The organism is Paenibacillus litoralis (assembly GCF_046244365.1).
Classification (GTDB): Bacteria; Bacillota; Bacilli; order Paenibacillales; family NBRC-103111; genus Paenibacillus_V.
Genome location: NZ_CP176395.1, coordinates 2,288,098 through 2,311,444, shown reverse-complemented (window position 1 = coordinate 2,311,444; position 23,347 = coordinate 2,288,098). Strand labels below are relative to the sequence as shown.

The window sequence follows — 23,347 nt, the reverse complement described above, 5'->3', positions numbered from 1 at the left end:
TGAGGTGACTTCGTACGGTTCGACAGGAGCCTTCATTCCGCAGACAGATTAGCAGCTTTCCACTCTAAGTCTACTTCGGCCCAATAAAAGAATAATGAAAAACTCGGACAAAAAAAGACAAAAACCGCGCAGGATCAAGCCCTCGCGGTTTTTATTGATTGACGAAAATATTTATATTTTGTCGGTAAGCCTGCTTACCAGCCTATCATATAGCTGAATCAGTTCATCGGACGGACGAATGCCGAGCTCCCGGCTTAGAAGCCGTACATAATCGGTATACAACGCGGTCAATCCCTTTTTGTCCCCGGTCTGCTCGTGTATCGTCATAAGCAGACGCATCATCGATTCGTCCAGCGGATTGCGCTCCTTAAGCTTGAGCACCAGTTTGGACGCGGCTGTCGTATCCTTTAAGGAAATAAGCGCTTCGGCAAGCCGCACGACGAACGAAGCGTACATTTCGGCATAACGCTCCGTTTCGTGAATAGCCCACACATACGCCTTATCCCCGAACAGATCGCCGGTAAACAGCCGTTCGATTTGCAGCGCTCTCGCGACATTCCCGGTTTCGACTGCTTGCAGTTCTTTCGCTTGCTTTTCGAATTCCACGTAATCGATCACGGGATCTTTCAATTCGAGCGCGTAGCCGTCGTTCTCCGAGCGTATGGCCTCGCGCATGCCTAACGGTTCCAGAGACTTACGCAATTGATAGACGGTCGTATTCAGATAGCTCTCCGCATTGGATTGGACCATGCCTCCGAAAATATCCGCAACCAGTCTGGAACGGGGAATACGCTTGCCGCGGTATAGCAGTAAATAAGCGAACAACTCCGCGCATTTCCGTGAGATCCACTTGACGCGCCCGGCTTCATTGCTTACAGAGACGTCGCCGAGCACCGTTATGACGAGTCTCCCGTTATCTTCGGAAACAGGAGACGGAGGTGACGGCGATAGGAATACCCGCCGGTTCGCCATCGCGCGATTTACAGTCCGCTGCAGCCGTTCCTGAGAGACGGGCTTGACCAAGTAATCGAGCACGGACAGCTCGTAAGCTTTTAAGGCAAACTCCTTATGCGACGTGACGAAAACGACCTGCACCGGCGAATCCGAAACGTCCATCTTGGCGGCGAACTCCATTCCGCTCTCGCCCGGCATAGAGATGTCTACGAAAGCCAGTCCGATGTCATCGTTCTCCCTTAGAAAGGCGGCTGCGGCATTCGTATCCGTAAAAGCGCCCGCAACGTGAACCCCCGGCAGCTTGATCAGCATTTTGCGAAGAATCAAATGCATCGCCGGCTCATCGTCCACCAAAATAACGTTCATCACTCTCCGCCTCCATTCCATCCTTGTCGAACGTGTCCCGCCCGCCGGCGGCGCCGGGCAAAGTGAAGAAGAAGGTCGTTCCCAGTCCGGGCACGCTGTCAAACCAAAGGCTGCCGCCATGGATGCGAACGAATTCGCGTGTCAGCACCAGTCCGAATCTCGTATCCCCCGAATCGTCCCCGGAGATCGGCATCGTCAAGAACGGCTCCTCCAGACGCAGCATCTCCGATGTCTTCTCATCCATCCCCGCTCCGTTGTCGCGTACGGACACTACGATCCGATCGCCTTCCAGAACGGCCCCGATCTCGATCGCTCCGCCAATTCCGGTATACTTGATCGCGTTCGAGAGCAAATTTCGCAGGATGAGATCAAGCATCTCTTTATCGGCACTAACCGCAAGTTTCTCGTCGATTCGTTCCGTCATCCGAATATGCTTCATGCCGGCCTTCGTCCCGGCAAGCGACAAGGCCTGCCTGACGACCTGCTGCAAATTCCAGCTTAACGGACGAAACACGACTTTCCCTTTCTGGCTGCGGTACCAATCGAGCAAATTCTCGACGAGATGGAACGTGCTCTGCACTTGTCCCTTGAGCTCCCGGAACAATTCGGCATGCTCGATATCGGCAGCGGTCAGTTCCTCGCCCAGCAGTTCCGTCAAGCTGACGAGGAGCGCGATCGGATCGCGAATGTCATGCGCCACCACGGTGAACAGCTTGTCCTTGAACGCGTTGAGCTCGGAAAGCTGCCGTGCGTTCTCACGCAGCCGGGCTTCGTTCTCCTTAAGCTCCGTAATATCATTGAACATCAGCATTTTGCCGATCGGAATCCTGCCCGAGTCGTAGATGAACGATAAGCTGCAGCTATAATGCTTGTTCCGGTTCGCATGGAATCTGTGGAAAGGAAAACGTTCGTCTCGGCTGCCGGCGGCGAGAATGCGTTCAAGCAATTCCGGACTGGCCGACAAAACCTCCCCGACATAAGCGGGATATCGTTTCGTCAAGCCGAGTTCGGGGAGCGCCTCTTCGGCCGCGCTGTTGTAACTGACGATTTGGTCCTCATAATCGAGCAAAACAACCCCATCCCGGATCGTATCGAACACTTTGGCCTGCGCAAGCGGCATTAGGCGAAGGAGATTAAACCGAAAGATTCCCCACAAGTAGACGACACCCGACACGGCGAACCCGAACGGCGTCAAATCGACGATCATGCCGAACCAAAAGAACATATTGAACAGCATCGGCGCAGCCGCTCCCAAAATGAGGACGGCGATCTGCTTTCGCACGATCGGCAATGCCCGCAAGTACATGGGAATAAACAGCAAAAACCCGCATAATAGAACGGAATAATTGTAGAGGGTATGTACTTTATACCAAGGTCCCTTGACCGTCGTGTACAAAGGAACCGAAGCTTCCTCATTCGGGATATAGCGTTCATAGACGAGGTGATGCCAATCATTGGTCAGGTGGAGGAAAAAGACCGAAACGGGGACGAGGAAAAGCAGCAGCGCAAGACGCTTTCGATAAAGAGCCGCCGTCCCGGTAAATTGGATGACAAGATAAAACCAGAGCGTAGAGACAAAAGGAATGCCCAGGTATTCGATTTGAAGCGATAGCTTTACTTCATTCAGATCCCGGCTCAACACTTCAAACGCATAGCCGAGCGCATAGAAAAACGCTGCCAGCATCATCAAAATCATCGTTTTGGCGACAGGCAGATGGCGTTTCCGGTAGGACATAAATGAGATAAACACCATCAGCGCCGCTGCTAGAAAGAGCAGAATCGACATCCATATTCTTGTGTCCACGATTGCGGCTCCCCCGTATGAAATGCATGCGGAACCGGCCCAACGGGCCAATTCGACAATATCGCTTATAAACGTAGTATATCATCTTCTCTATCGATCATTGATAGAAATTCCTTTGATTTTTAACCGTTTCGTATCCCCCTTTTTTGTACATGAATCATTTTAAACCTGAAAGGTGTCAGGATGAAGTCGGCCGACATTCGGCTGACGCATTCCTCGATTATGATGAGCGGGAGCGATGATCCGTGTATGGCTATTCCCAACCTCGGATTGTATAATGCATCCAAAGACGATAAGCCGCTGTATCGGAGGGGATTACATGAAAACGATTATGATTGTCGAAGACGAGGACGCCATTTCCCGGGTTCTCGCAGCCTATATCCGCAAAGCCGGCTTTGCTTGCCGGATTTGCCCGGACGGTATTCAAGCCGTGGAGTCATTCGATACGGCGGAACCCTCACTTGTCATTCTTGACGTGCTGCTCCCTGGAATGAACGGGTGGGAAGTCTTGAATCACATCCGTCGCAAAGGCGCTTGTCCCGTTATCATGCTGACAGCCAGGGGCGATGTTAGCGACCGGATCGTGGGATTGAACGAGGGGGCGGACGACTACATGGCGAAGCCGTTCGAGCCGGACGAAGTCGTTGCCAGAATTCATGCCGTGCTCAGACGCCCGCCCCGGTCTCTGGTCAGTTCGGAACAAGTGACCTTCGGGAGCTTCCGAATCGACTTTAAATCCCACAGCGTCTTCCTGAACGGAGCAAGCCTGTCGATTACGCCCCGCGATTTGTCGCTTCTAATGTTCCTCGCGGAGCATCCCAATCAAATTTTCACTCGGGAGCAATTGATCGATAAGGTATGGGGCATCGATTATGAAGGCAGCGACCGGGCCGTGGACTTGGCGATCAAGCGCCTTCGAAAACTGCTGCTTCATTGGCCGCCGGAAGAAGGGGAAATCAGAACGCTACGAGGGACGGGATATCAGTTATATGTCAACAACCCCCATTAAACGCCAAACACTGCTCAGCCGTTGGACGTTCCGTTATGTGCTAACCCTTTTCGTAGGTTTGCTTACCATCGGGCTTGCCTCCATCCTCTGGATCCGGCAGGAGACCATTCATGAGCGAAAACTATCCCTTCAGGAATTTTCGCAAGTGGCGGCCCAATATGTGAACGATGGTAATGGCAGCATCGTCATTCCCGGCGACTTTTACGAGTGGATCGATCGTACGCAGCGCCGCTACCAAATTCCCGGACAATTCGCCTTAAGCGTGTTCGGCCGCGGCGAAGCACCTGTTTTTTTCAAAGAAGCGCCCCCGAGCGCCTCCGTCCTCTCCTCGCCCAATATCGGTTCGAAGCCGGGACCGGCCGACCGGCTCAACGCGGCTAGAACAGGAGATCACTACATCCTCATCGCGCCCGTGATGGCCAACAATTCCCCGATCGGCTCGGTCGTCATCGCCTATGCCTATCGCGATCTCGCCCACGTCAATCAAAACTACGTCCTGATCGTCTCCCTGCTCCTCTGCGCGGGCTTGCTAGGCTGGACGATCATCTACTTCCTTTCGTGGAATTTAAGAAAACCGATCATCCAGCTATCCGAAGCGCTCAACAAGATGGAAGCCGGCGATTACCAGGTGACCGTCCCGGACCGTGTAAAGGAGAAGGAAATTCACGATCTTCTCGTATCCTTCAAGACGATGGCTGCGCGTCTTGGCAAGCTGGAAGAGCTGCGTACGGAATTGCTCGCGGGCGTTACCCATGAGTTGAAAACGCCCGTCGCCTCCATACATGGCTTGATCCGCGCGGTTCGTGATCAGGTGGTGACGGACGGCGAAGCGGAGGAGTTTCTGGACATCTCCCTGGAGCAGACCCGCAGGCTTCAGCATATGGTTACCGACCTGCTCGACTTCAATGCCTTCGCTTCTGGCAATATCAGCGTCCGGCAGGACCCGATCGAGCTGGGCAAGCTTTTGAGCGAAATCGCTTATCAGTGGGGCCATCTTTATCAGGAAGAAGGGCTTGAGATCATTGTCGATATATCCGATCGGACTTTGATGGCCGTGGGAGACGCCAGCCGCATTCAGCAGATAGTGGTGAACCTTCTGAACAATAGCAGACAAGCGTTCGAAGGTCGGGGAAGTATTCGCATAACGCTATCGGAACATTCGGAAGAAGTCTATGAAGTCAGCGTTCGAGACAACGGACCCGGCATACCGGAAGCGGAGCAAGCCGATATTTTCGAGAGGTACTTCCGAGGCGAGCGCAAAAAACTTTCCGTCGGCGGCCTCGGACTCGGTCTGACCTATAGCCGGATGCTTGCCGTTGCAATGAAAGGACAGCTGAATCTGAAAAGCAGTTCTCCGGAAGGCACCGCGTTCCAGCTATTGCTGCCCAAGCGGAAATAGGCGTTGAAAGTTTTTTTGCCGATTAGGGTCTGAACGCATTCCTGACACATTGGTGTATTATTCTGAATCTAGTTCTTACACCATCATTCCCTATTCGAGAGGAGATCCCAACCATGAAATCAAAAAAAGTCCTCGTTGCGGCAACCGTACTTTTAGCTTTTAGCGCCGTCGCCGTCCCGCTGGCATTCGCTTGCGGCACCCAATCCGAGAACAAGACCAGCGCGGAAGCAGCAGCCGTTCAAGTTCAAGCCCGAGAGAAATCGGGTAAGAAGCCTGCCCGTGCAGATGCATCAAAGTCTCCCTCCAAGCCGGCGACCGAAACCGTCAGCAGCGCAACCGATCAGAACGGTTATTCCATCGTCATATCCGGAGGCTATGATACGGACCTTCAGGATCACGGCAGACCGATCGCGCTCATTGCCGCTGCGCTCGGCGTAAAGCCGGAAGTATTCAGACAAGCCTTCAGCGGCGTAACGCCTGCGGGAGCCGGAAGCTCCGGCCCCACTTCGGAACAAGCGCAATCGAACAAAGCCGCCTTAATGAAAGTACTCGCACCCTACGGCATCACCAACGAACGCCTGGATGAAGTATCCAACTACTATCGATACAACGGCGTCAAAGGCGAGGTATGGAAAAGAACGCCCGCTGCGCTGGCCACAACGACGAAGGACGGTGTCGTGACCGGAGTCACGATAAAGCATGCAGGCTCCGGCTATTCTTCGGCGCCAACTATAAAGATTACGGGGCCGAACGGAGAAATTACCGCAATTGCAACCATCGCCTATACGACGGATTTCAAAACTAACGGCAGCATCGCTTCGATCGAGATCAAATAAGAACCATTCCATAGCCCCCCTACACACCGTTCAAGGCGGCTGAAGCTTCCATAAAGGCGACCGAGCAAGGGCGGCTATACGCCGTTGCGGTTCTGCCGAGTTCGTCACGGCAAACTTACCGAGCGGGAAGGCGGGGAGCACTTACGCGCTGACGTTCGAGAGCGCGGGCGGAATCGGCGCGCGTTCGTACTCCCTGTTAAGCGGCGGGCTGCCGATTGGAATCTCCTTCTCGTCGGCAGGCATTTTCTCCGGTAAGCCGACGGTAGCAGGCACATACACGTTCACCCTCCGGGTGTCGGACAGCCAAGCGGCGAGCGCGAGTCAAAGCTTCACCCTTGTCGTCGCTCCCTGATCAAGTTGATTGAGCAATACCTGTTCTCCAAACAAGACGCCACCGTGACGGTGACGTCTTGTTTGGCTTAATGGAGCTTGTGGGGATGTAGAAATCCCTCCCTAAGCCATTTACCGTTTTCCAGTGCTAGGGTATTATACGCCTATAAAATATTGAATATCTCCATGTAACGAAATCATGTTTTTTGGTACTTATATAGAGGGAGGTGCATGAATGGAAAAGATTGAGCAGCTCTATGAAGCGTATGCTCAAACGGTTTATAAATATTTATTCAGCATCACGCAGAATGCCGATTTGTCCGAAGAGCTTACTCAGGAAACGTTCTACCAAGCGATGCATGCCATCCACAACTTCCGCGGCGATTGCAAAATATCGGTTTGGCTATGCCAGATCGCGAAACGAGCGTGGTATAAAGAACTCCATAAAAATAAAAAAACGCAATCCGTTTCGATGGAAGCGTTCGATGTCCCTATACGCGCCGAAAAAAATCTAGAAGCCGATGTTTTGCACAACGAGGAAAAGCTTTCTCTGTTTCGAATGCTGCACCGATTGGACGAGAAGACAAAAGAAGTCATGTATCTGCGCCTTTCCGGCGAGTTGAGTTTTGCTGAAATCGGCGACATTTTGGGTCAAAGCGAAGCTTGGGCTCGAGTGACCTTTTACCGCGGCAAACAAAAAATGATGAAAGGAAGATCGGAATGGAACAAAAATTAAGCTGCCATTTCGTGCAGGATCTCCTCCCCAACTATATTGAAGGCTTGACAAGCGACTATACGAACAAGGCCGTCCAAGAACACCTTTCTACCTGCAGCGAGTGCAGGAAGGCATTGGATAGCATGACAAAAGAAACGCAGGCGATGAAAGTGGTCCCTCCGAAACAAATAAATTTTCTAAAAAAAATCAAACGCAGACAATGGAGAATTGCCGGTATCAGCGTGGCGGCTTCCGTCATGATTTTGCTTGGCGCTTATTACTTTTTCAGTTACAGAGACTTCCCCATTCCAAGCAGCGACGTAACGATCAGCGACGTGTATCAAATGAACGACGGTTCCATTCATTATCGAATCTCGGCCAAGGTGAACGGCTACGTAGGCCGCGTAACCAATTATAGTAACGGAATTTCGGAGACTGCCCGGGTCTATGAGCGCAGGCGTTTGGGTTCCAATCCATCCAAAACGATTGTGTCCGAGCACGAGAAATGGTCGTCGCTCCATGATTCGAATTCGAGTAAAGAAAAAACGGGCATCTATTACGAGGGGAAAGATAAGAACGACAGAATTACCATTTGGGAAAAAGGCGCGGCTATTCCTAAAGCGACCGCCGAGCAAGAGGCCAACTATAAAAATAAAATCGAAAAGAAAGAAAAGTAGCATCTCGTCCTGCGGACTCCCGTACATGCTGGAGCTTCTTCGCTGCTTATTCCGTTTAATAAGCGGGAGCCGGATTTTCCTCCTCCGGCTCCCTTCCATTAGAGGCGGCATTTAGCGCCTTGCTCCTCTGCCTCCTCCGTTATTTCGTTAAAGGCAGGCGATGAATGCCGCTGCTGCCTCCCGGTGCCGTTCCTATATATAAATAGCCGTTATGGCTTACAGCCGTAGTTACGCCATACAGCGAGCCTTCCGGATCGTGCCAGCTTTCGATAACCTCCCCCTGCAGACCGAGCTTCGCAACAAGCCCATGCTTCGCCGGTGCGCTTGCGCCGCTTAGCAGCGACTCCGGCACTTTGGCCATAATACCGGCTAACCGCGGACTGCGATGCATTTGATCTACGAAGGAAATGCGAGTCGTGAAAAGTCCGACCCAGAAATGACCTTGCTCATCGCGTGAAATGTTGTCCGGAAAGCCTGCGAGATTGTCTGCAAAAAGATCGGACGTCCCCTGCTTTGACCCCTTAAGCCAGTATCTGGTCAACTGATAACGATACGATTCCGCCACAAGCACGAAATCCTCTTCGCCGGACAAAGCAATGCCGTTTGCAAAATAGAGCCCTTCCAACAGGACGCTCGTCTGCTTGGTTGCCGGATCGTACTTCAGCAAACGCCCATGCGGCTTGTTCTCGGCCATTTCTTTGAACGTTACGCGGCCATAGTTCGAAGTGTCTGTAAAATAAATGGAACCGTCCTTCGCAATATCCAGCTCGTTTGCTAAATAGATCGGCTTGCCGTTCACTTGATCGGCCAATACCTCTATGGTCCCGGATGGGTTTATGGAAAGCAGTCCCCTCTTGATATCGGCCACAATCAGATTTCCACTCGCATCAAACTTAAGTCCGTTGGGCGTTCCTTTGGTGTCTGCAAACACTTGAGCCTCTTGCGGATTGCCGCCTGCGTCGAAACCAACCTTGTAAATTTTACCGTCGGAATCTCCCGCATACAGCTTACCTTCCTTATCGAAGGTAATGAATTCCGGGGATTTAGGGGCACCCGTAACAAGCTGAGCCGAGCTGAGTTTGTTGTTCTGCTGCCATGGACCCGGTTCCTTAAAAGAGGGGGGAGTCGGCGCGATCCATTTTACCGGTTCGACAGGTGAGGGTACGAGCAAGAAAATAATAACTCCAAGAATGATCGCTGCAAGAATCGCCGCTCCCGCTCTTCGTATTCTTTTTTTTGGCGATCGTTTCGGATGATTCATGTCTTTCGCGGATAAATGAGATGTATTGGGCATTATAGCGCCTCCTGGACCATGTAAGTAAGAGATGTTAGATTTGGACGACGATTTTACCGAAATACTGCTTTCCTTCGGCCAAGAGTGCGAATGCTTCGCGTATTCGGTTCAGCGGGAATACTTGGTCGATGACGGGACGTAAACGATGATGGGCAATGGCTCGATTCATTTTTTCGAAATGTTCCCGGTTGCCGACTTGACTGCCGCGAATCGTTGCTGCTTTCTGCAAAATACCGGTGACATCGTATTCCGGAATGGTCAATCCCGATAAGAACCCGACCATACTCAATGTCCCTCCAATGCGAAGCGTATTGATGGATTTCGCCATCGTCGCCGCTCCTCCAACATCTAGAACATGATCGACGCCGCCGGTCAGCTCTAACACCGCCTTATCCCAGTCGGGAACTTCCGAATAGTTGATCGTTTGCCATGCGCCTAAAGCTTTGGCTCGTTCCAGCTTGGCGTTGCTGCTCGATGTGACGATGGCCCGCGCTCCGGTCATAACTGCGAATTGAAGGCCGAAGATGGAAACACCGCCTGTTCCTTGCAGCAGCACCGTATCGCCCGCTTGCAGCGCACCGTATTCGATTAGCATGCTCCACGCGGTTAATGCCGCGATCGGCAAGGTGGCGGCCTCCTCCCAAGTGAGGTGATCGGGAATAGGAACGACTCCGTTTTCATGCAGAACGACATACTCTGCCGCAACTCCGTTTAACGGACCTCCCAAACTGTCCCTTAATACCTCCGCTCTCGGGTTGCCGGCAAGGAATCGCTGCTGCAGATTGCCCGCTACTCGTTGTCCTGCTTGAACCCTTGTTACACCTTGGCCAACGGCTACGATTTCGCCCGCTCCGTCCGATAAAGGAATGAAGGGGAATTGGATATCGATCGGCATAAGTCCGTTCAGGATCACGAGATCCCGGTAATTAAGGGAAGCTGCCTTCATGCGGATCAGCACCTCTTGAGGGCCCGGCTCCGGTATGCCTAGCTCCGTCAAGGTCAATTCCTCAAAGCCAAAGCCGTTTGTCAGTTGTATCGCTTTCATCGTACGGTTCCCCCTGCAAGATCAGATTGACTGCCTGAATTCCTATCATTACCGGATCCTTTGCGCGGACGAAGCATGCCTCCAACAAGACGAAGACCTTGCTTGCGCGTGAGGAATCGCGATACCTGCGCTCCGAGATAATTCTGCACACCCGGAACGACGTACAGCTTCCCTTCCTTCAACGCGCGAAGCGCAACCTCGACGACTCTCTCGGGAGTGTCTTTCTTTCCGACGGATGCTTCCTCCGCTCCAACGACATTAAAGAAGCTGGTATCCGTCGAACCGGGACAAAGCGCGAAAAATTTGACGCCGCGGTTGCGGTTCTCCCACCATAACGCTTGAGTAAACGACAAGACGAAAGCTTTCGTCGCCCCATATACGGCCATATAAGGAAGCGGTTGAAAGCCGGCGGTTGAAGCAACATTGATAACTGCCCCCGAGCTTTTGCGCAACATGTCCGGCAAGAACAAGTGGGTCAAGTCTACAAGCGCTGCAACATTGAGCATGACTTCCTCGTGCTGACGAACTCCTGACACTTGATCAAATAAACCATGCGTAGCAAAGCCAGCATTGTTGACCAGCAGTTCGATATCCACGTTCAGAAATCCGCATTGCCGATATAACTCGCTGGGTGCGCCCTCTTTCGAAAGATCCTTAGGAATAACCTCGGTTTTAATGCCGTACTTGTTTCTGAGCTCCGATGCCAGACTCTCAAGCTTGCTCTCCGAGCGCGCCACAAGAACCAGATGGCTTCCTTGTTTGGCCAGTTGCCTCGCGAATTGTTCTCCTATACCGGAGGAAGCTCCCGTGACGAGCGCCCATTTTCCTTGCATGGTCATTGCGCTACTCCCCTTTCAAATACTTGTGTTTTTATTTAGAAACAATGTTACCAAATAACCAAACCTAATCCTTCCTTCCAATGAAAGCTAAGGATCATCGCGCATTTTGGTAACACTGTTACCGTTGTGACTCATTGTAACCACCCTATTCTGGAAAGTCAATATATTTTTTGAACACCTGACGTCACATTGACAACTGCTCAACAACTATATAAAATCCCTTGTATGAGAAACGGAAACTATGTTTCCTGTTGAAAACACAACAACCAAGGTGATGACTATGAGCGACCAAGATATTTCCCCTCATGCAGGCACGCGAAAGTTGAAAACCTACCAAGAAGCCCGCTTGCAAAATACTGAAAATCTCCGCAAGCTCGTTGTTGACGCTGCGGCAACGCTTTTGCAGGAAGAGGGCCCGGAAGCCGTTACGGTGCGTAAAGTAGCGCAGAAAATGGATTGCTCGACAAAAATCATTTATAGCTTGTTTGTCAATAAAGAGGGCTTGGCTCAGCAGTTGTATTTGGACGGCTGTAAGCTTCTCGCTAGCGAATTCGAGAGAACGCCGCATGCTGCCGATCCGGTGCAGCATTTTCTGAATTTAGGCGAAGCTTATTGGCAATTCGGTCAGCGATACTCCAGTTATTATAAATTGATGTTCGGAGGCGCATTCGCAGATTTCAAACCGGACGAGGAAAGCCTCAATGGTACCGTAACGGCCATGCACCAATTATTGACGCTGATCCACAATGCGCAGAAGCAAGGTCTCATTCCCGGCCAGTATGACACTGAATCCGTTACCCGCATAGTCTGGGCTTCCCTCCATGGCGTCATTCATCTTTACATGGGCGGACACTTGGGAGACGTACAAGCAGCCCATGGCGTATACAAGCAAACGTTATCTTTGATCATCAGCTCGTTGATTCCAAATCCCGGCGTCAAAAAGGGATGAGCACGTGTTGATCTGCTTGTTCGCCGAGGACCGTAAGCGATGGATGCAATAAACGTCAAATAACCTCCAACTTTTCATAAGCTGGAGGTTATTTGACGTTTTCCCGATGGGCGGGAAAGCTGACATACAGCTTTCATGGATTCACCCGTATTCCCCTTATTGAGCCTTTGCCGCATAGGAATCCGCCGCTGCCGAAAGATAATACGCCAGCCCGGTCTGCTGAGCTTCGAGCATGCGAAGATGGAAGTCGTCGCCCAGGAAGAACCGCGTTTGCAAAGCAAAATCAGCGGCGGTTATCGCAAGTCCCTGCTTATTCAGAAACGCCAGATGGCTGGCAAGCAAATGAAAGATTTTCTCGTCATCATGCTTTACCCCGCCTGTTAAAGCGCCTGCCATGCCCGCCATAAATGCTGCTGCTTCCGCCGCCATATCGTTCATGTTCCGAATGTCCATTTGAACCGAATCGAGCAAATCAAAGTCATATGTTTCTTTCAAATGCTCGTTTTGCTCCTTCATCGCCTCTTTCCAATCTTCCTCGCTTTCCAAATATAACCGGTACCCGGCTTCACTGATCTCGCATGGCAAGAGAAGACCGATCTTGTGGTAGTGGTGAAGCGTTTTGACGGTTACGTTCGATATTGAGGATACTTCCCTTACCGTATAGTGCATATCGGCTCGCTCCTTCCTAATTGAGTTATAAGGGCTCCCCTTAGAGGAGAGTCAATCCTTGACTTGAAAATAAGTGCGATTGACTCCCCCCTTACAGGAGGCTATACGCTGTATTCTTGACGAGGAATAGCAGCAGCCAAAAAAAAAATTGCCATTAATTACTATAAGTGATATCATCGTAATATCGAAATGATAGAAGCGAGGTGCTGGCAGCTTGGATACCGTGATTGCTGATTTGCTGTCGCAAAAACCGATTCACCGGTGGGCGAATCGCCCTTCCCATCAAGTAACGGTCGGTTTGCTCCATAAATCCGCACGTACGATATGGACTACGGAACAGTCCGATGGCGTTGACAGCTCGAAGTTTATTTACGAGATCGGCTCGATTACCAAAACAATGACCGGCCTACTGCTCGCAATCGGAGAGCAGAACGGAATATGGAACCGTTCCGATCCGCTATCGGCTTTCGTTCCGGAATGGTCTTCCAGCTTGTTTGCGAACCGAACCACGCTGTTGGATCTTGTTACGCACACTTCCGGTCTGCCTGTCGTACCTGGGAATTTTAAAGCCGCTATCGCCGATCGGTTGAATCCTTATGCGGAATATGATGATGTCCGCTTAATCGAAGCCGTTTTATCGGAGAGTCCCAAGAAAAAAAGCAAGCATCGCTATTCGAATTACGGCTTTGGCCTTCTTGGCTGGCTGCTTTCCAGACGATTGGGCACCAGCTTGCACGAGGCGCTGGCTGAACACATATTCAAGCCTCTCGGCATGACGAATGCCGGAATCGGCGTGAGCCGGCAACCGTCCGGACATCTACTTCCCGTTTATAACGCTAAAGGCAAACCCGTCCCGCATTGGGACTTCCTTGATACGCTGGAAGGCGCCGGGGCGGTCCGTTCGACGATGACCGATATGCTGAATTACCTGGAGGCGTATTTACATCCCTTTTATCATCCCCTCAGTCCTGCGATTTCGGAATGCTTGCAGGAGCATTATGCCATTATGCCGAGCAGAGGCATCGGAGTCGGTTACAGCTGGATGATGTTCAAAGAAAAAGACGGCTCGACTACGCATTGGCACAACGGCGGAACATATGGATCGAGTTCATTTATGTCGTTTAACCGCGAGAGAGAAACCGGATTCGTTATTTTATCGAACAACGGCTCTACGATTTGGAGTCAGCTCGCACCCATGATCGGTATTCGGATGATGTCTGTGGATCAGTTAGCCTCTATTCTGTCGAAAAAGCTGTTTGCAGCTGGCGACAAGTAATGCTTATATTTGTTCATCCATGCAAAAGTCCGGCAACAAATAGCAAACTCATCCCAATCAGAAGAGGCAAGTTCGAGAATGCGCCCATGAAGGCTAGACCTGCAATCGCTAAACATAATCCCCCGCGCAGTACAGGTCGCACGCCGAACCGCTTTGCAAGCTTACCCGCGAATGGAGAGATCAGCATCCCCAGAACGCCGATCGATCGCACATAAAGGATCTCTTGTTTCCCCAGACCGAATTCGGGACCGCTCAAATAACTGCCCAAGACGGTATACATGCTGACAAATGACATAAGCAATACCAATGCGACCGCGTAGCTTAGAACAAGATTTTTTTGCGTAAACAAGGTTCCAATTTGCTTTAGGGGAGCTAAAATGCTGGCGTGCGCATGTTGAATATCGCCCTTCGGCAAAAATCTTAGCACCAGAAGCGACGTCACAGCGTAGACCGCAGCAAGCAGATAAAATACGGCGTTCCAACCATATTGCTGGCTAATCAGACTGCTGACGACCTGGCCAACGATCCCCGCTACCAAAAATCCCGTGCTGATAAATCCGATCGTCGTCACCCGTTTTTCCGCCGGGAACATTTCGACCGCATAAGCGAGGGCAACAGGCGAGAACGTGGCCGCAGCGGCGCCTTGCAAGCCTCTAAGTACAAGAATCCATGGAAACTGATCCGCCGTTCCAAGCAGGAAAGAAACGAACGTTAGAGCTAGAAGTCCGATAAAGATGACTTTCTTGCGTCCGTATTTGTCGGATAACGCTCCATAAATCAGACAACCGATGGCAAAGCCTAGCGAAAATACGCTTCCTGCTGCCGCAGCTTGCGTCAATGTGATGTCAAAATGTTCGGCGAACAAAGAGATAAGCGGAATGGTCACGTATAGACTTGACATGACAGCCAATCCGGACCAGCATAGGATGATGGTCATGACCGAGTAGTTTCTTTGATTTTTGTTGAACATAACGATTTGCGGCATAGGACACCTCTTTAATATATAGGATATGGATTATAGTTAGATAATCTAATTATATACGCAAAAAAATTTATCTTCCCACCCCCAGTCTTTTTTCTACACGAGTATTCAGCTTGACCAGTAATTTTTCCACTACCATTCGCTCCTCGGCGTCCATGTCGCCTATAATCGAGGAACAGGTCGACCAAAAAGCGGGCAATGCCCGATTAACCAGCTCCCGGCCTTCCGGCGAAATCTTCACATGGATCATCCGGCGATCCAAGTCGCTTTGCTCCCGGACTATCCAGTGCCTTTTTTCCAGCCAATCCAATAAGGCCGTAACGGAAGCACGCCTGATGCCCAGCCTGTCTGCAAGCGAAGACGGGGTGACAAGTTCTCTGCCGTCATGAAGCGTAAGCAGCAGCAGCAAGTCCAATTTGCTCTCCGTAATGCCGAACGGCGATAAATCCAGGTCGATCGCATCCAAGACGTTATCTCCAAGCCACAGCATCAATAACCCCAGATGGGCAGCTTGGCGATCCGTCTCTTCCGAAGCCGTTTGGTCCATAAGCTCCAAATAAGGCTTAACGCCCAGCTTCGGCAATGGATCGGACGTATGCTCCTTGTTGTTTTTTCTGCTCATGATCTCGCCTCGTAAATAATTAGATTATCTAACTATGTTCAATATAACGGAATGATTTCGAGAATGCAACTCCTTTATGCTGGAGAAGCCGGCAGCCACATATCCCTATGTCCGGCGTTAAACTCCCCTTTAGAACATGGTTGCTTGACAAAGAATTGTTCTCTCATTAAAATGTTGATTATCTCATTAATCAAGATATTAGAAATATAAGATTCTCGATTAGATGATCAATGTCGCCTCATTTAACCATGGCAAATACCGTTAAAGATAGCATTCGACTAAATATAGCAGTATAAAATTATAGCTGAAAAGAGTGAGAAACCGTGGCAATACTCGTTCTATACGCTACGAAATCAGGAGCAACGGAGCAATGTGCAAAATTATTATCGGAAGAGCTTCCAGCTTGCACAGTTTGTAATATTGGTTTAGAAAAGCCGGATATCGAGAAATTCGATCGTATTATTTTAGGCGCCGGAGTTAAAGACGGAAAAATATACAAACCGATTCGCGACTTTATTAAAAAGAATCAACCCGAGTTGTTAAAAAAAGGATGGGATACTATATTTGTAACGAAAAGCCAAAGAAAACGGAGGAAATCATGGATGAAAATTTTCCTGACGATCTTAAAAAAGCAGCTATTTGTATGGAATCGTTTGGCGGCTATAAGGCTTACGCTGCACCAAAGGAAGGCTCCAACCAACTAAAAGGAATCTTCGTGGAAAGAATAAAGGCTTTTTCTGAAAAGTTTAAAGAACTCACGCAGTAAAGAAAGGAACGCAAAAAACACGCGAATGTGCGGCGTGTTTTTTGCATTTTGCATCAGCCCGTGAATTCTTGAACCCACTCGCTGTTATAATAAGCTATTCCAATTTGCGTGAAGCTGCTATTCAGGATATTGGCGCGATGCCCAGGACTGTTCATCCATTGGTTCATCACTTCCGCCGGGCTCGACTGGCCTTTGGCGATGTTTTCTCCTGCCGAGTTATAGGTAATCCCGAATGACTTCATCATATCGAACGGGGACCCGTAAGTCGGAGATTGATGATCGAAATAATTGTTGTTGTACATATCCTGCGCTTTGGCCATGGCTACTTTCGTAAGACCGCTACTCATACTAAGCGGCTTTAAGCCTGCTTTCGATCTTTCTTGATTCACCAGATCCAATACTTGCTGCGCATATTGGGACGAATTGGATGACTGTGGCGGGTTGGCCGGTTGCTGCGGTTTGGCCGTCTGTGCCGGGTTGGCCGGCTGAGTAGCCGGTTGTTGCGGATTCGCCGGTTGCGTTACCGGATGCTGCGGATTGACTGGCAGTTGCGGAAATAAAGACGGATCCACCGGATTTTTTCCTTCATTAATGCGTTTGAACCATTCCATCCAATTCGAAGCGTCAATCGGTACTTGATTCGCCGTAATTTTCCCATCGCCCGCTGTAGAAACGGATGATGCTTGCGTTAAGTTTGACGGCTGAGCAGGACTAGGGGATGGCGTTACAATCTTTGTTTGATTGGGAGTCGATTGCTTTTTTGTAATATGATTACTCGAACAACCTGCAGCGACTAAAAGTGCAGCAATAACGATAACTTTTTTAATGATAATCCCTCCTCGGTCAGTCTAAGTATGATGTTATCGAACAAAGTTTTTGCAAACCGCCATTGCTTTATTCGGACGGTCATTAACAATTAAAGTTAACAACTCGGCAAATAAAAAAGCAGCCTCATCGGCTGCCGTTTTGTTATGAAACCGAGGGCTGCTACATTTTGTTATCTGATCTAACCGTGATTACTACATTTCCCTTTTTGCGCCCCTTTTCCACATATCGGTGAGCTTCGGGAATTTGCTCCAGCGGATAGCGCCGATCGATGACCGGTATGATTTTTCCCGTCTCCATAAGCTCTTTGAGGAAAACTAAATCCTCCGAGCGTTCCTTCGCAATCCCCTGCCCTTCAACGGTCACGAATGTCCCGTTCGGCGCCAGTGCTTTCTTGCTATTGGATTTCGAGATTTTCCCTACCGCATCGAAAATGATATCGTAACGCTCCGCTTTACTCGTGAAATCCTCTTTCGTGTAATCGATGACTTTAGCGGCTCCCAGGGATTTCACCAATTCCAAATTCGCGCTGCTGCATACACCGGTAACCTCCGCACCAAAATGCTTGGCAAGCTGCACCGCGGAAGTCCCCACCGCTCCGGAAGCTCCATAAATAAGAACGTTTTGTCCGTTCCTGATGTTTCCCTTTCTAAGAAAATGCAATGCCGTAGTTCCCCCAAAAGGAATGGCTGCGGCTTCCTCATAGGTCGCATTCGCCGGTTTTAGGGCCACTACTCCGTCTTCCGGGAGGCAGGTGTACTCGGCATGGGCACCGAAACGCATTCCATTCAATGCATAAATCTGGTCGCCTTTCTTAAATCGCTTTACATCTTTGCCTATCGCTTCGATTTCCCCGGCCAGCTCCACCCCAAGAATAGGTTTTCTTGGTTTTCTGATGCCTAAGAATAGTCGCATCGGGATATAGTACAGGATAGGACTCTTGAACCCTCGAACTCTGCAGTCCCCTGATGTTACGGTCGTCGCATAAATTTTTATCAGGATTTCATTGTCTTTGGGAGCGGATTTTGCTACCTCTCTGAGCTCCAGAACATCCGGTGATCCGTATTTTGTGCATACTATCGCTTTCATGGGTTTCCTCCAAACCTCATTTTGCAAATAGTATAGCCGCAACTCCATATTGACTTATAGATACTAAAGTATGGTTTTAAACATGCTGCGATCAGGTAAGCGGGTAAACTTCACAACAGTTCTAACTGGCGGGCACGCGCTACAGCTTCGGTGCGCCGATTTACTTGCAGTTTGTCAAAGATAATCCGGTTATGCCCTTTCACCGTAGTCAACGCGATGAATAGCCGCTCGCTAATCTCCCGATTCGAGAGTCCTTGAGCTATGAGGCGCAGGACTTCCAGCTCCCGCCCGCTCAGCGGCTCGATTAGGGGCTTGGCAGGCTCGGCAAAGCGCTGATCGGATCGGCCTTCTCCATGCAGCTCCTCAGCTTCGAATTCAGCCAGCAGCTTGCCTAGATAGCTTGGCATTCTTCCCTGGGACGCCGTTTCACGCAACAACCTAAACATCGGAGTCCCTTCGTCGACAAAAGTCCGGATGAAACCGCCTGGCTCGGCCATCGTCAGAGCGTCTATAAGCAGTTGCACGGCCTTGAGCTTTTGGCCGTTCGCATGCAGAGCAACCGCTTGCAGAACCATTACCTTAAGGCGTTCATCCTCCGAACCCTTCCCCTCTGCCTGCTCTCTCAACGGCCCCAGCACCGCCAGTGCTGCGGATGCATCTCCCTGTGCCAGGAATACCCGGGCCTGGCCGACGGGAAGCTCGTGCTTCTGCGCCAGTTGAGATGCTGCCGCCAGATTGTCCTGGCGGAGCAACGTCAGGACATGCACCGCAGCGATATGGGGCAGTTGATTCACGAATTTTTGCTGGCGGGCAAACTGGTCAGCCTTAACTAAAGTAGCGGCCGCGCCGCTCGCCTCTCCCCGCGCAAGCTGCAGCTTTGCGAGAAGCACCTCGGCCGCAACGGCTCTGTCCGTGCGTTCTAACTGCTTCGCCAGTTGGACGGACTGTTGAGCGTACTGCATGGCGACATCCAAGTCGTTCCATTCATAATAGATACGGGCTAAGCCCAGGTACGCTTCGCAAGCAACCGGCAGCGGCGGGTCGCCTGCCATATTCCGAGCGCGCCGATAAGTCTCCGCCGCCTCATGAAGCTGGTTCTCCGCTTCCTGTATGTTCCCAAGGCCGAGTGTAGCCATAATGGCGATTATGATATGACCGATCATCTGGCTGATCGATAATGCTTCGGCATAGGCCTTGCCGGCCGCAGCAAGATCTCCCTGAAGCTGGTAAGCATATCCCAGCGCCCAGACAGTGGCTGTGCGGACAGGCAGATTGTCCGGGTGCAAATCGTTCAGAGCGCGACGCGACTCGGCAATGATGGTTTCCGCCTGGTGCTTGGTGACAGCTAGCGTGGCGCGTATGGAGGCAATATGACCGATAAGATCTCGGGTCTTGTCGTCTCGCTCGGCACCTTGCAGCGCCTTTTCAGCGGCTTGCAGTTTATGCTCTACGCCGGTCAGCTGGCCCGTCATCAGCAAGGTAGAAGCATACATCACCCACAACGAGGGCCTCGCATCCAGTTCAACGCTTGGCATGGAATCGAGCCAGTTCCTTACAGGGGCAACCGCCCCGAGAAAGAGCAAGGGCATCCCCCTTCCCTCCATGAGGCGAGCGGCACGCTGGATGTCCTTGGCGGCTGCGGCATGGTGAAAAGCCTCAATCGCAAAGCTGTTTTCTTCATACCATATGCTCGCGCTTACATGTAAATCAGATACCCCCTTCTCATCATCCCCCGTATTCGAAGCGATGCTCTGGTGCAGCCGTTTCCGCAGCAATTCAGCAAAGAGATGGTGGTAGCGGTACCACCGCCGTTCATGGTCAAGCGGGACGATGAACAGGTTGGCGCGTTCGAGATATTCCAAGATTTCCTGACCGGAAGCAGAGAGCGCGGGGGGGTCTTCAGCGACACCCCTGCGAAGAACGGCATCGCACAGCGGGCCGCACAACCGGTCCAGGATCGACGTACGCAGCAAAAAAGTCTGCATGCTTACGGATTGCTGCTGCAGCACTTCTTCAACCAGATAGTCCAGCACGTAACGGTGGCTGCCTGAGAAAGATTGGATAAAGCCGGCGGGGTCTTTATGTCCAATCATGGAAAGCGCGGCTAGCTGCAAGCCGGCAATCCAGCCTTCCGTGCGGGACTCGAGTAGAGCGATGTTTTCCGATGAAAGGTTCAGCCCCATCACCTCGTCCAGAAACTCGGCCGTTTCGGCGGAGGTAAAGCGCAAGTCCGTTGCGCGCACTTCAGTCAATTGATCCCGAACGCGTAACCTTGCCAAAGGTAGACGAGGATCTTCGCGAGTGGCGATGACCAGGTGCATTTGCGGCGGCATTCGCTCGAGCAGGAAGGCGAGGGCATTGTCGATTGCTCTGTCATCCATGACGTGGTAATCGTCAAGGACGAGTACGAAATGGTCCGGAATGGCGGTGATTTCATTGACCAAGGCCGTCATAATCGATTCGGTTGGCAGCGGAGGAGGAGATTGAAGCAAACCAATCGCGCCTTCACCAAGATTCGTCCCAATCGTTTGCAGAGCAGCTATAAAATATCTCAAAAAACTTGCAAGGTCGTTATCTCCCTTTTCCAGTGACAGCCAGGCGGCTGGCTGCGAGCAATCGGCAAGCCATTCGCTGACAAGCGTAGTTTTGCCGGAGCCGGCGGAAGCGGAGATGAGGGTCAGCTTGCGGTGCATCCCCTCGTTCAGACGATCGATCAGGCGGGGGCGAAGGACAACTTTAGGCCGTGGCGGGGGGATATAAAGTTTAGTGGATACTATTAGGATAGACATCATAACCACCGTTCTACGCCGCCGATTGCAGCGTTTTGATACGTAATATTAATATTATGTTCGACAGGTACATGTATTTCCCTTTGCATTCTTTTTCAACAGGACGGTGAGCTGCTGCAATCTGTGTCAAAAAACAGAAAGGGCTCTCCCAAAAGGGGTTCGTCGAGTGAGCGAGTGAGTCCCCTATAACGCGAAATAACGCCCCCAAAACCGCTAATGCAAGCGGGGATGAAGGCGTTTTTTTGGTAGAGAAATGCCATATCGTTCAGCTTCGTACAGCGTATGTTTGCACTATGTCCGGCGCATATAGGCTTGCACGGTAAGGGGGGCAAAGATCGCCACAATGACGGCGGCGCCGATGAGGGAAATGACGAGATCCCAACCTACGGTACCGGAGTTGGCCAGATCTCGGACGGCAGAGACGAGATGGGAGATCGGATTGATGTTAACAAACCACTGAAGCCAGCCGGGCATGGTCTTCACCGGTACGAATGCGTTGGAAAGAAACGTGAGCGGAAACAACACGATCATCGATATCCCCTGTACGCTTGAGGCGGTACGGGCAATTACGCCGAAGAAGGCGAAAATCCAGCTGATTGCCCAGGAGCAGAAAATCACAAGTACCGCGGCGATGGCGACGTGATCGAAGCCTCCGTCCGGCCGGTAGCCCATAATATACCCCATGGTAAACGTAAGCACTGTCGCAATGGTATACCGGATGGTGTCCGCCAATAGAGCACCGGCCAACGGTGCGATGCGTGCGATTGGCAGTGACTTGAACCGGTCGAACACGCCTTTATCCATGTCCTCGCGCAGTTGAACGCCGGTGACAATCGAGGTCGTGATAACGGTCTGCACGAGAATGCCGGGAATGATGACGGGCAAATAGCTCTGTACGTCGCCGGAAATCGCCCCGCCGAAGATGTAGGTAAACATCAAGGTAAAGATAATGGGCTGGAGCGTGACGTCGAACAACTGCTCGGGTGTACGCCGAAGCTTCAGCAGACCTCGATAGGCCATCGTCAACGAGTTGCGTACCGACTGGCCGAAGCTCGTGTAATTTTTCAACTGAAGATCGGCCCCGTGCTTAATGGAAGTATTTCTCATACTCTTGCCTCCTCCGCTTCGTTCGATTCATGGGACGTTCGAGCCGTGTCTTCCTTCACGCCATGTCCGGTAATGGTTAGAAAGACCTCGTCGAGTGTCGGTTTCTGCACACTCATCTCGGACAAGTGAATTCCCGCCGCACGAAGCGCGATAAGGAGGTCCGTGACCCGGTCGACGTTCGCCATCGGTGCCGTCATTTTACCGGCTTCCGACGACACGCTTGACTGGACCCTGAGCACCTGTTCTATGATCTGACGCGCATTCTCCATATCCTGAGGATTCTGGACTCTCAAGTGCAACGACGAGGTACCTACCGACGCCTTCAGTTCATCCACGGTCCCTTCTGCGACGACATGGCCGCGATCGATAACCGCGATCCGGTCAGCCAGCTGATCCGCCTCATCGAGATATTGCGTTGTTAGCAGCACGGTTGACCCCGTCTTCACCAACCGGCGGATCGTTTCCCACATCTGCGCTCGCGTGCGAGGGTCCAGCCCGGTAGTCGGTTCGTCCAGGAAGATGAGCGGCGGCTGTGCAATGAGGCTCGCCGCCAAATCCAGCCGGCGGCGCATACCGCCGGAGAAATTTTTTAACGGCCGCTTTGCGGCTTCCGTCAAACCAAATTCCTCAAGCAACTCCTCCGCTTTACGCCGCGCCTCTGCGCGCCCCAGCCCGAGCAGCCTGGAGAAGATGATCAAGTTCTCGGTTGCGCTAAGCGACTCGTCAGCCGATGCGTACTGGCCGGTTACCCCGATCAATTGACGGACAATCTGCGACTCCTTCACCACATCATGCCCGAAAATTCTCGCCGAACCCGCGTCAGGTCGAAGTAAGGTCGCCAGCATTCTGATTGTCGTGGTCTTGCCTGCCCCGTTCGGGCCAAGCACGCCGTAGATCGTACCGGCGCGCACATTCAAATCTACGCCATCCACCGCGTGGTTGTCGCCAAAAGCTTTGACGAGCCCGCGCGCTTCGACGGCCCATTCCCTGTATGCATATTCCATT

21 protein-coding genes and 1 pseudogene are annotated in these 23,347 nt (G+C 51.4%); 9 read left to right on the top strand and 13 right to left on the bottom strand.

Annotation, left to right across the window (positions count from 1 at the left end; all coding sequences use genetic code 11):
- Positions 1–171 precede the first annotated feature (171 nt).
- Together ACKGJP_RS09385 and ACKGJP_RS09380 are read right to left on the bottom strand one after the other, a co-directional pair.
- Positions 172–1,320 carry a response regulator gene (locus tag ACKGJP_RS09385; protein WP_409345392.1) on the bottom strand — a complete coding sequence of 383 codons (1,149 nt, stop codon included), beginning with the start codon at positions 1,318–1,320 and terminating at the stop codon, positions 172–174.
- The gene (locus ACKGJP_RS09380; RefSeq protein WP_409345391.1) at positions 1,295–3,124 is read right to left on the bottom strand and encodes a histidine kinase N-terminal 7TM domain-containing protein; all 1,830 of its coding nucleotides are present in this window, start codon (positions 3,122–3,124) and stop codon (positions 1,295–1,297) included. Before ACKGJP_RS09380 ends, ACKGJP_RS09385 begins: the two co-directional genes overlap by 26 nt.
- Before the next feature lie 319 nt (positions 3,125–3,443).
- Here ACKGJP_RS09380 and ACKGJP_RS09375 point away from each other — a divergent pair, with 319 nt between their 5' ends.
- From ACKGJP_RS09375 to ACKGJP_RS09350, 6 genes are all read left to right on the top strand, one after another.
- Positions 3,444–4,133 carry a response regulator transcription factor gene (locus ACKGJP_RS09375; protein ID WP_409345390.1) on the top strand — a complete coding sequence of 230 codons (690 nt, stop codon included), beginning with the start codon at positions 3,444–3,446 and terminating at the stop codon, positions 4,131–4,133.
- Positions 4,114–5,532 carry an ATP-binding protein gene (locus tag ACKGJP_RS09370; protein WP_409345389.1) on the top strand — a complete coding sequence of 473 codons (1,419 nt, stop codon included), beginning with the start codon at positions 4,114–4,116 and terminating at the stop codon, positions 5,530–5,532. Before ACKGJP_RS09375 ends, ACKGJP_RS09370 begins: the two co-directional genes overlap by 20 nt.
- 113 nt (positions 5,533–5,645) lie before the next feature.
- The gene (locus ACKGJP_RS09365; protein ID WP_409345388.1) at positions 5,646–6,368 is read left to right on the top strand and encodes a hypothetical protein; all 723 of its coding nucleotides are present in this window, start codon (positions 5,646–5,648) and stop codon (positions 6,366–6,368) included.
- Positions 6,369–6,444: 76 nt separating this feature from the next.
- Complete coding sequence (locus tag ACKGJP_RS09360; protein ID WP_409347115.1) at positions 6,445–6,720, top strand: Ig domain-containing protein; 276 nt, start codon at positions 6,445–6,447, stop codon at positions 6,718–6,720.
- Between the two features lie 213 nt (positions 6,721–6,933).
- Positions 6,934–7,434 carry an RNA polymerase sigma factor gene (locus tag ACKGJP_RS09355; RefSeq protein WP_409345387.1) on the top strand — a complete coding sequence of 167 codons (501 nt, stop codon included), beginning with the start codon at positions 6,934–6,936 and terminating at the stop codon, positions 7,432–7,434.
- Positions 7,419–8,090 (top strand): zf-HC2 domain-containing protein, encoded by a 672-nt coding sequence (locus ACKGJP_RS09350; protein WP_409345386.1) that lies wholly within the window; start codon positions 7,419–7,421, stop codon positions 8,088–8,090. Before ACKGJP_RS09355 ends, ACKGJP_RS09350 begins: the two co-directional genes overlap by 16 nt.
- Positions 8,091–8,229: 139 nt before the next feature.
- Here the strand turns inward: ACKGJP_RS09350 and ACKGJP_RS09345 are convergent, their stop codons facing one another.
- Genes ACKGJP_RS09345 through ACKGJP_RS09335 form a run of 3 tightly spaced genes read right to left on the bottom strand, consistent with a single transcriptional unit; the run spans position 8,230 to position 11,268 of the window.
- The gene (locus ACKGJP_RS09345; protein WP_409345385.1) at positions 8,230–9,384 is read right to left on the bottom strand and encodes an SMP-30/gluconolactonase/LRE family protein; all 1,155 of its coding nucleotides are present in this window, start codon (positions 9,382–9,384) and stop codon (positions 8,230–8,232) included.
- A 34-nt stretch (positions 9,385–9,418) separates the two neighbouring features.
- Complete coding sequence (locus tag ACKGJP_RS09340; protein ID WP_409345384.1) at positions 9,419–10,429, bottom strand: zinc-dependent alcohol dehydrogenase family protein; 1,011 nt, start codon at positions 10,427–10,429, stop codon at positions 9,419–9,421.
- Positions 10,426–11,268, bottom strand: coding sequence for an SDR family NAD(P)-dependent oxidoreductase (locus ACKGJP_RS09335; RefSeq protein WP_409345383.1), 843 nt, complete (start codon positions 11,266–11,268; stop codon positions 10,426–10,428). Before ACKGJP_RS09335 ends, ACKGJP_RS09340 begins: the two co-directional genes overlap by 4 nt.
- Positions 11,269–11,548: 280 nt before the next feature.
- On the opposite strand from ACKGJP_RS09335, the gene ACKGJP_RS09330 reads away from it, so the two are divergent.
- On the top strand, positions 11,549–12,217 hold the full coding sequence (locus ACKGJP_RS09330; RefSeq protein WP_409345382.1) for a TetR/AcrR family transcriptional regulator: 669 nt from the start codon (positions 11,549–11,551) through the stop codon (positions 12,215–12,217).
- A 156-nt stretch (positions 12,218–12,373) separates the two neighbouring features.
- Here the strand turns inward: ACKGJP_RS09330 and ACKGJP_RS09325 are convergent, their stop codons facing one another.
- The gene (locus ACKGJP_RS09325) at positions 12,374–12,886 is read right to left on the bottom strand and encodes a MerR family DNA-binding transcriptional regulator (protein WP_409345381.1); all 513 of its coding nucleotides are present in this window, start codon (positions 12,884–12,886) and stop codon (positions 12,374–12,376) included.
- A gap of 223 nt (positions 12,887–13,109) precedes the next feature.
- On the opposite strand from ACKGJP_RS09325, the gene ACKGJP_RS09320 reads away from it, so the two are divergent.
- A complete protein-coding gene (locus ACKGJP_RS09320) occupies positions 13,110–14,162 on the top strand; it encodes a serine hydrolase domain-containing protein (protein ID WP_409347114.1) in 1,053 nt (350 codons plus the stop codon).
- A 25-nt stretch (positions 14,163–14,187) separates the two neighbouring features.
- Here ACKGJP_RS09320 and ACKGJP_RS09315 read toward each other — a convergent pair.
- A pseudogene (locus ACKGJP_RS09315) lies at positions 14,188–15,132 on the bottom strand (MFS transporter); the annotation flags it as partial.
- An 82-nt stretch (positions 15,133–15,214) separates the two neighbouring features.
- Positions 15,215–15,766, bottom strand: coding sequence for a MarR family winged helix-turn-helix transcriptional regulator (locus ACKGJP_RS09310; RefSeq protein ID WP_409345380.1), 552 nt, complete (start codon positions 15,764–15,766; stop codon positions 15,215–15,217).
- Positions 15,767–16,089: 323 nt separating this feature from the next.
- On the opposite strand from ACKGJP_RS09310, the gene ACKGJP_RS09305 reads away from it, so the two are divergent.
- Positions 16,090–16,470 carry a flavodoxin domain-containing protein gene (locus ACKGJP_RS09305; protein ID WP_409345379.1) on the top strand — a complete coding sequence of 127 codons (381 nt, stop codon included), beginning with the start codon at positions 16,090–16,092 and terminating at the stop codon, positions 16,468–16,470.
- 115 nt (positions 16,471–16,585) lie between these two features.
- Here the strand turns inward: ACKGJP_RS09305 and ACKGJP_RS09300 are convergent, their stop codons facing one another.
- The 5 genes from ACKGJP_RS09300 to ACKGJP_RS09280 form a co-directional block, all read right to left on the bottom strand.
- Positions 16,586–17,359 carry a CAP domain-containing protein gene (locus ACKGJP_RS09300; RefSeq protein WP_409347113.1) on the bottom strand — a complete coding sequence of 258 codons (774 nt, stop codon included), beginning with the start codon at positions 17,357–17,359 and terminating at the stop codon, positions 16,586–16,588.
- A 160-nt stretch (positions 17,360–17,519) separates the two neighbouring features.
- Positions 17,520–18,446, bottom strand: coding sequence for an NAD(P)-dependent alcohol dehydrogenase (locus tag ACKGJP_RS09295; RefSeq protein WP_409345378.1), 927 nt, complete (start codon positions 18,444–18,446; stop codon positions 17,520–17,522).
- A 110-nt stretch (positions 18,447–18,556) separates the two neighbouring features.
- The gene (locus ACKGJP_RS09290) at positions 18,557–21,235 is read right to left on the bottom strand and encodes a LuxR C-terminal-related transcriptional regulator (RefSeq protein WP_409347112.1); all 2,679 of its coding nucleotides are present in this window, start codon (positions 21,233–21,235) and stop codon (positions 18,557–18,559) included.
- 291 nt (positions 21,236–21,526) lie between these two features.
- Positions 21,527–22,342 carry an ABC transporter permease gene (locus ACKGJP_RS09285; RefSeq protein WP_409345377.1) on the bottom strand — a complete coding sequence of 272 codons (816 nt, stop codon included), beginning with the start codon at positions 22,340–22,342 and terminating at the stop codon, positions 21,527–21,529.
- On the bottom strand, positions 22,339–23,346 hold the full coding sequence (locus ACKGJP_RS09280) for an ATP-binding cassette domain-containing protein (protein WP_409345376.1): 1,008 nt from the start codon (positions 23,344–23,346) through the stop codon (positions 22,339–22,341). The genes ACKGJP_RS09285 and ACKGJP_RS09280 overlap by 4 nt, the downstream gene beginning before the upstream one ends.
- Position 23,347 lies beyond the last annotated feature (1 nt).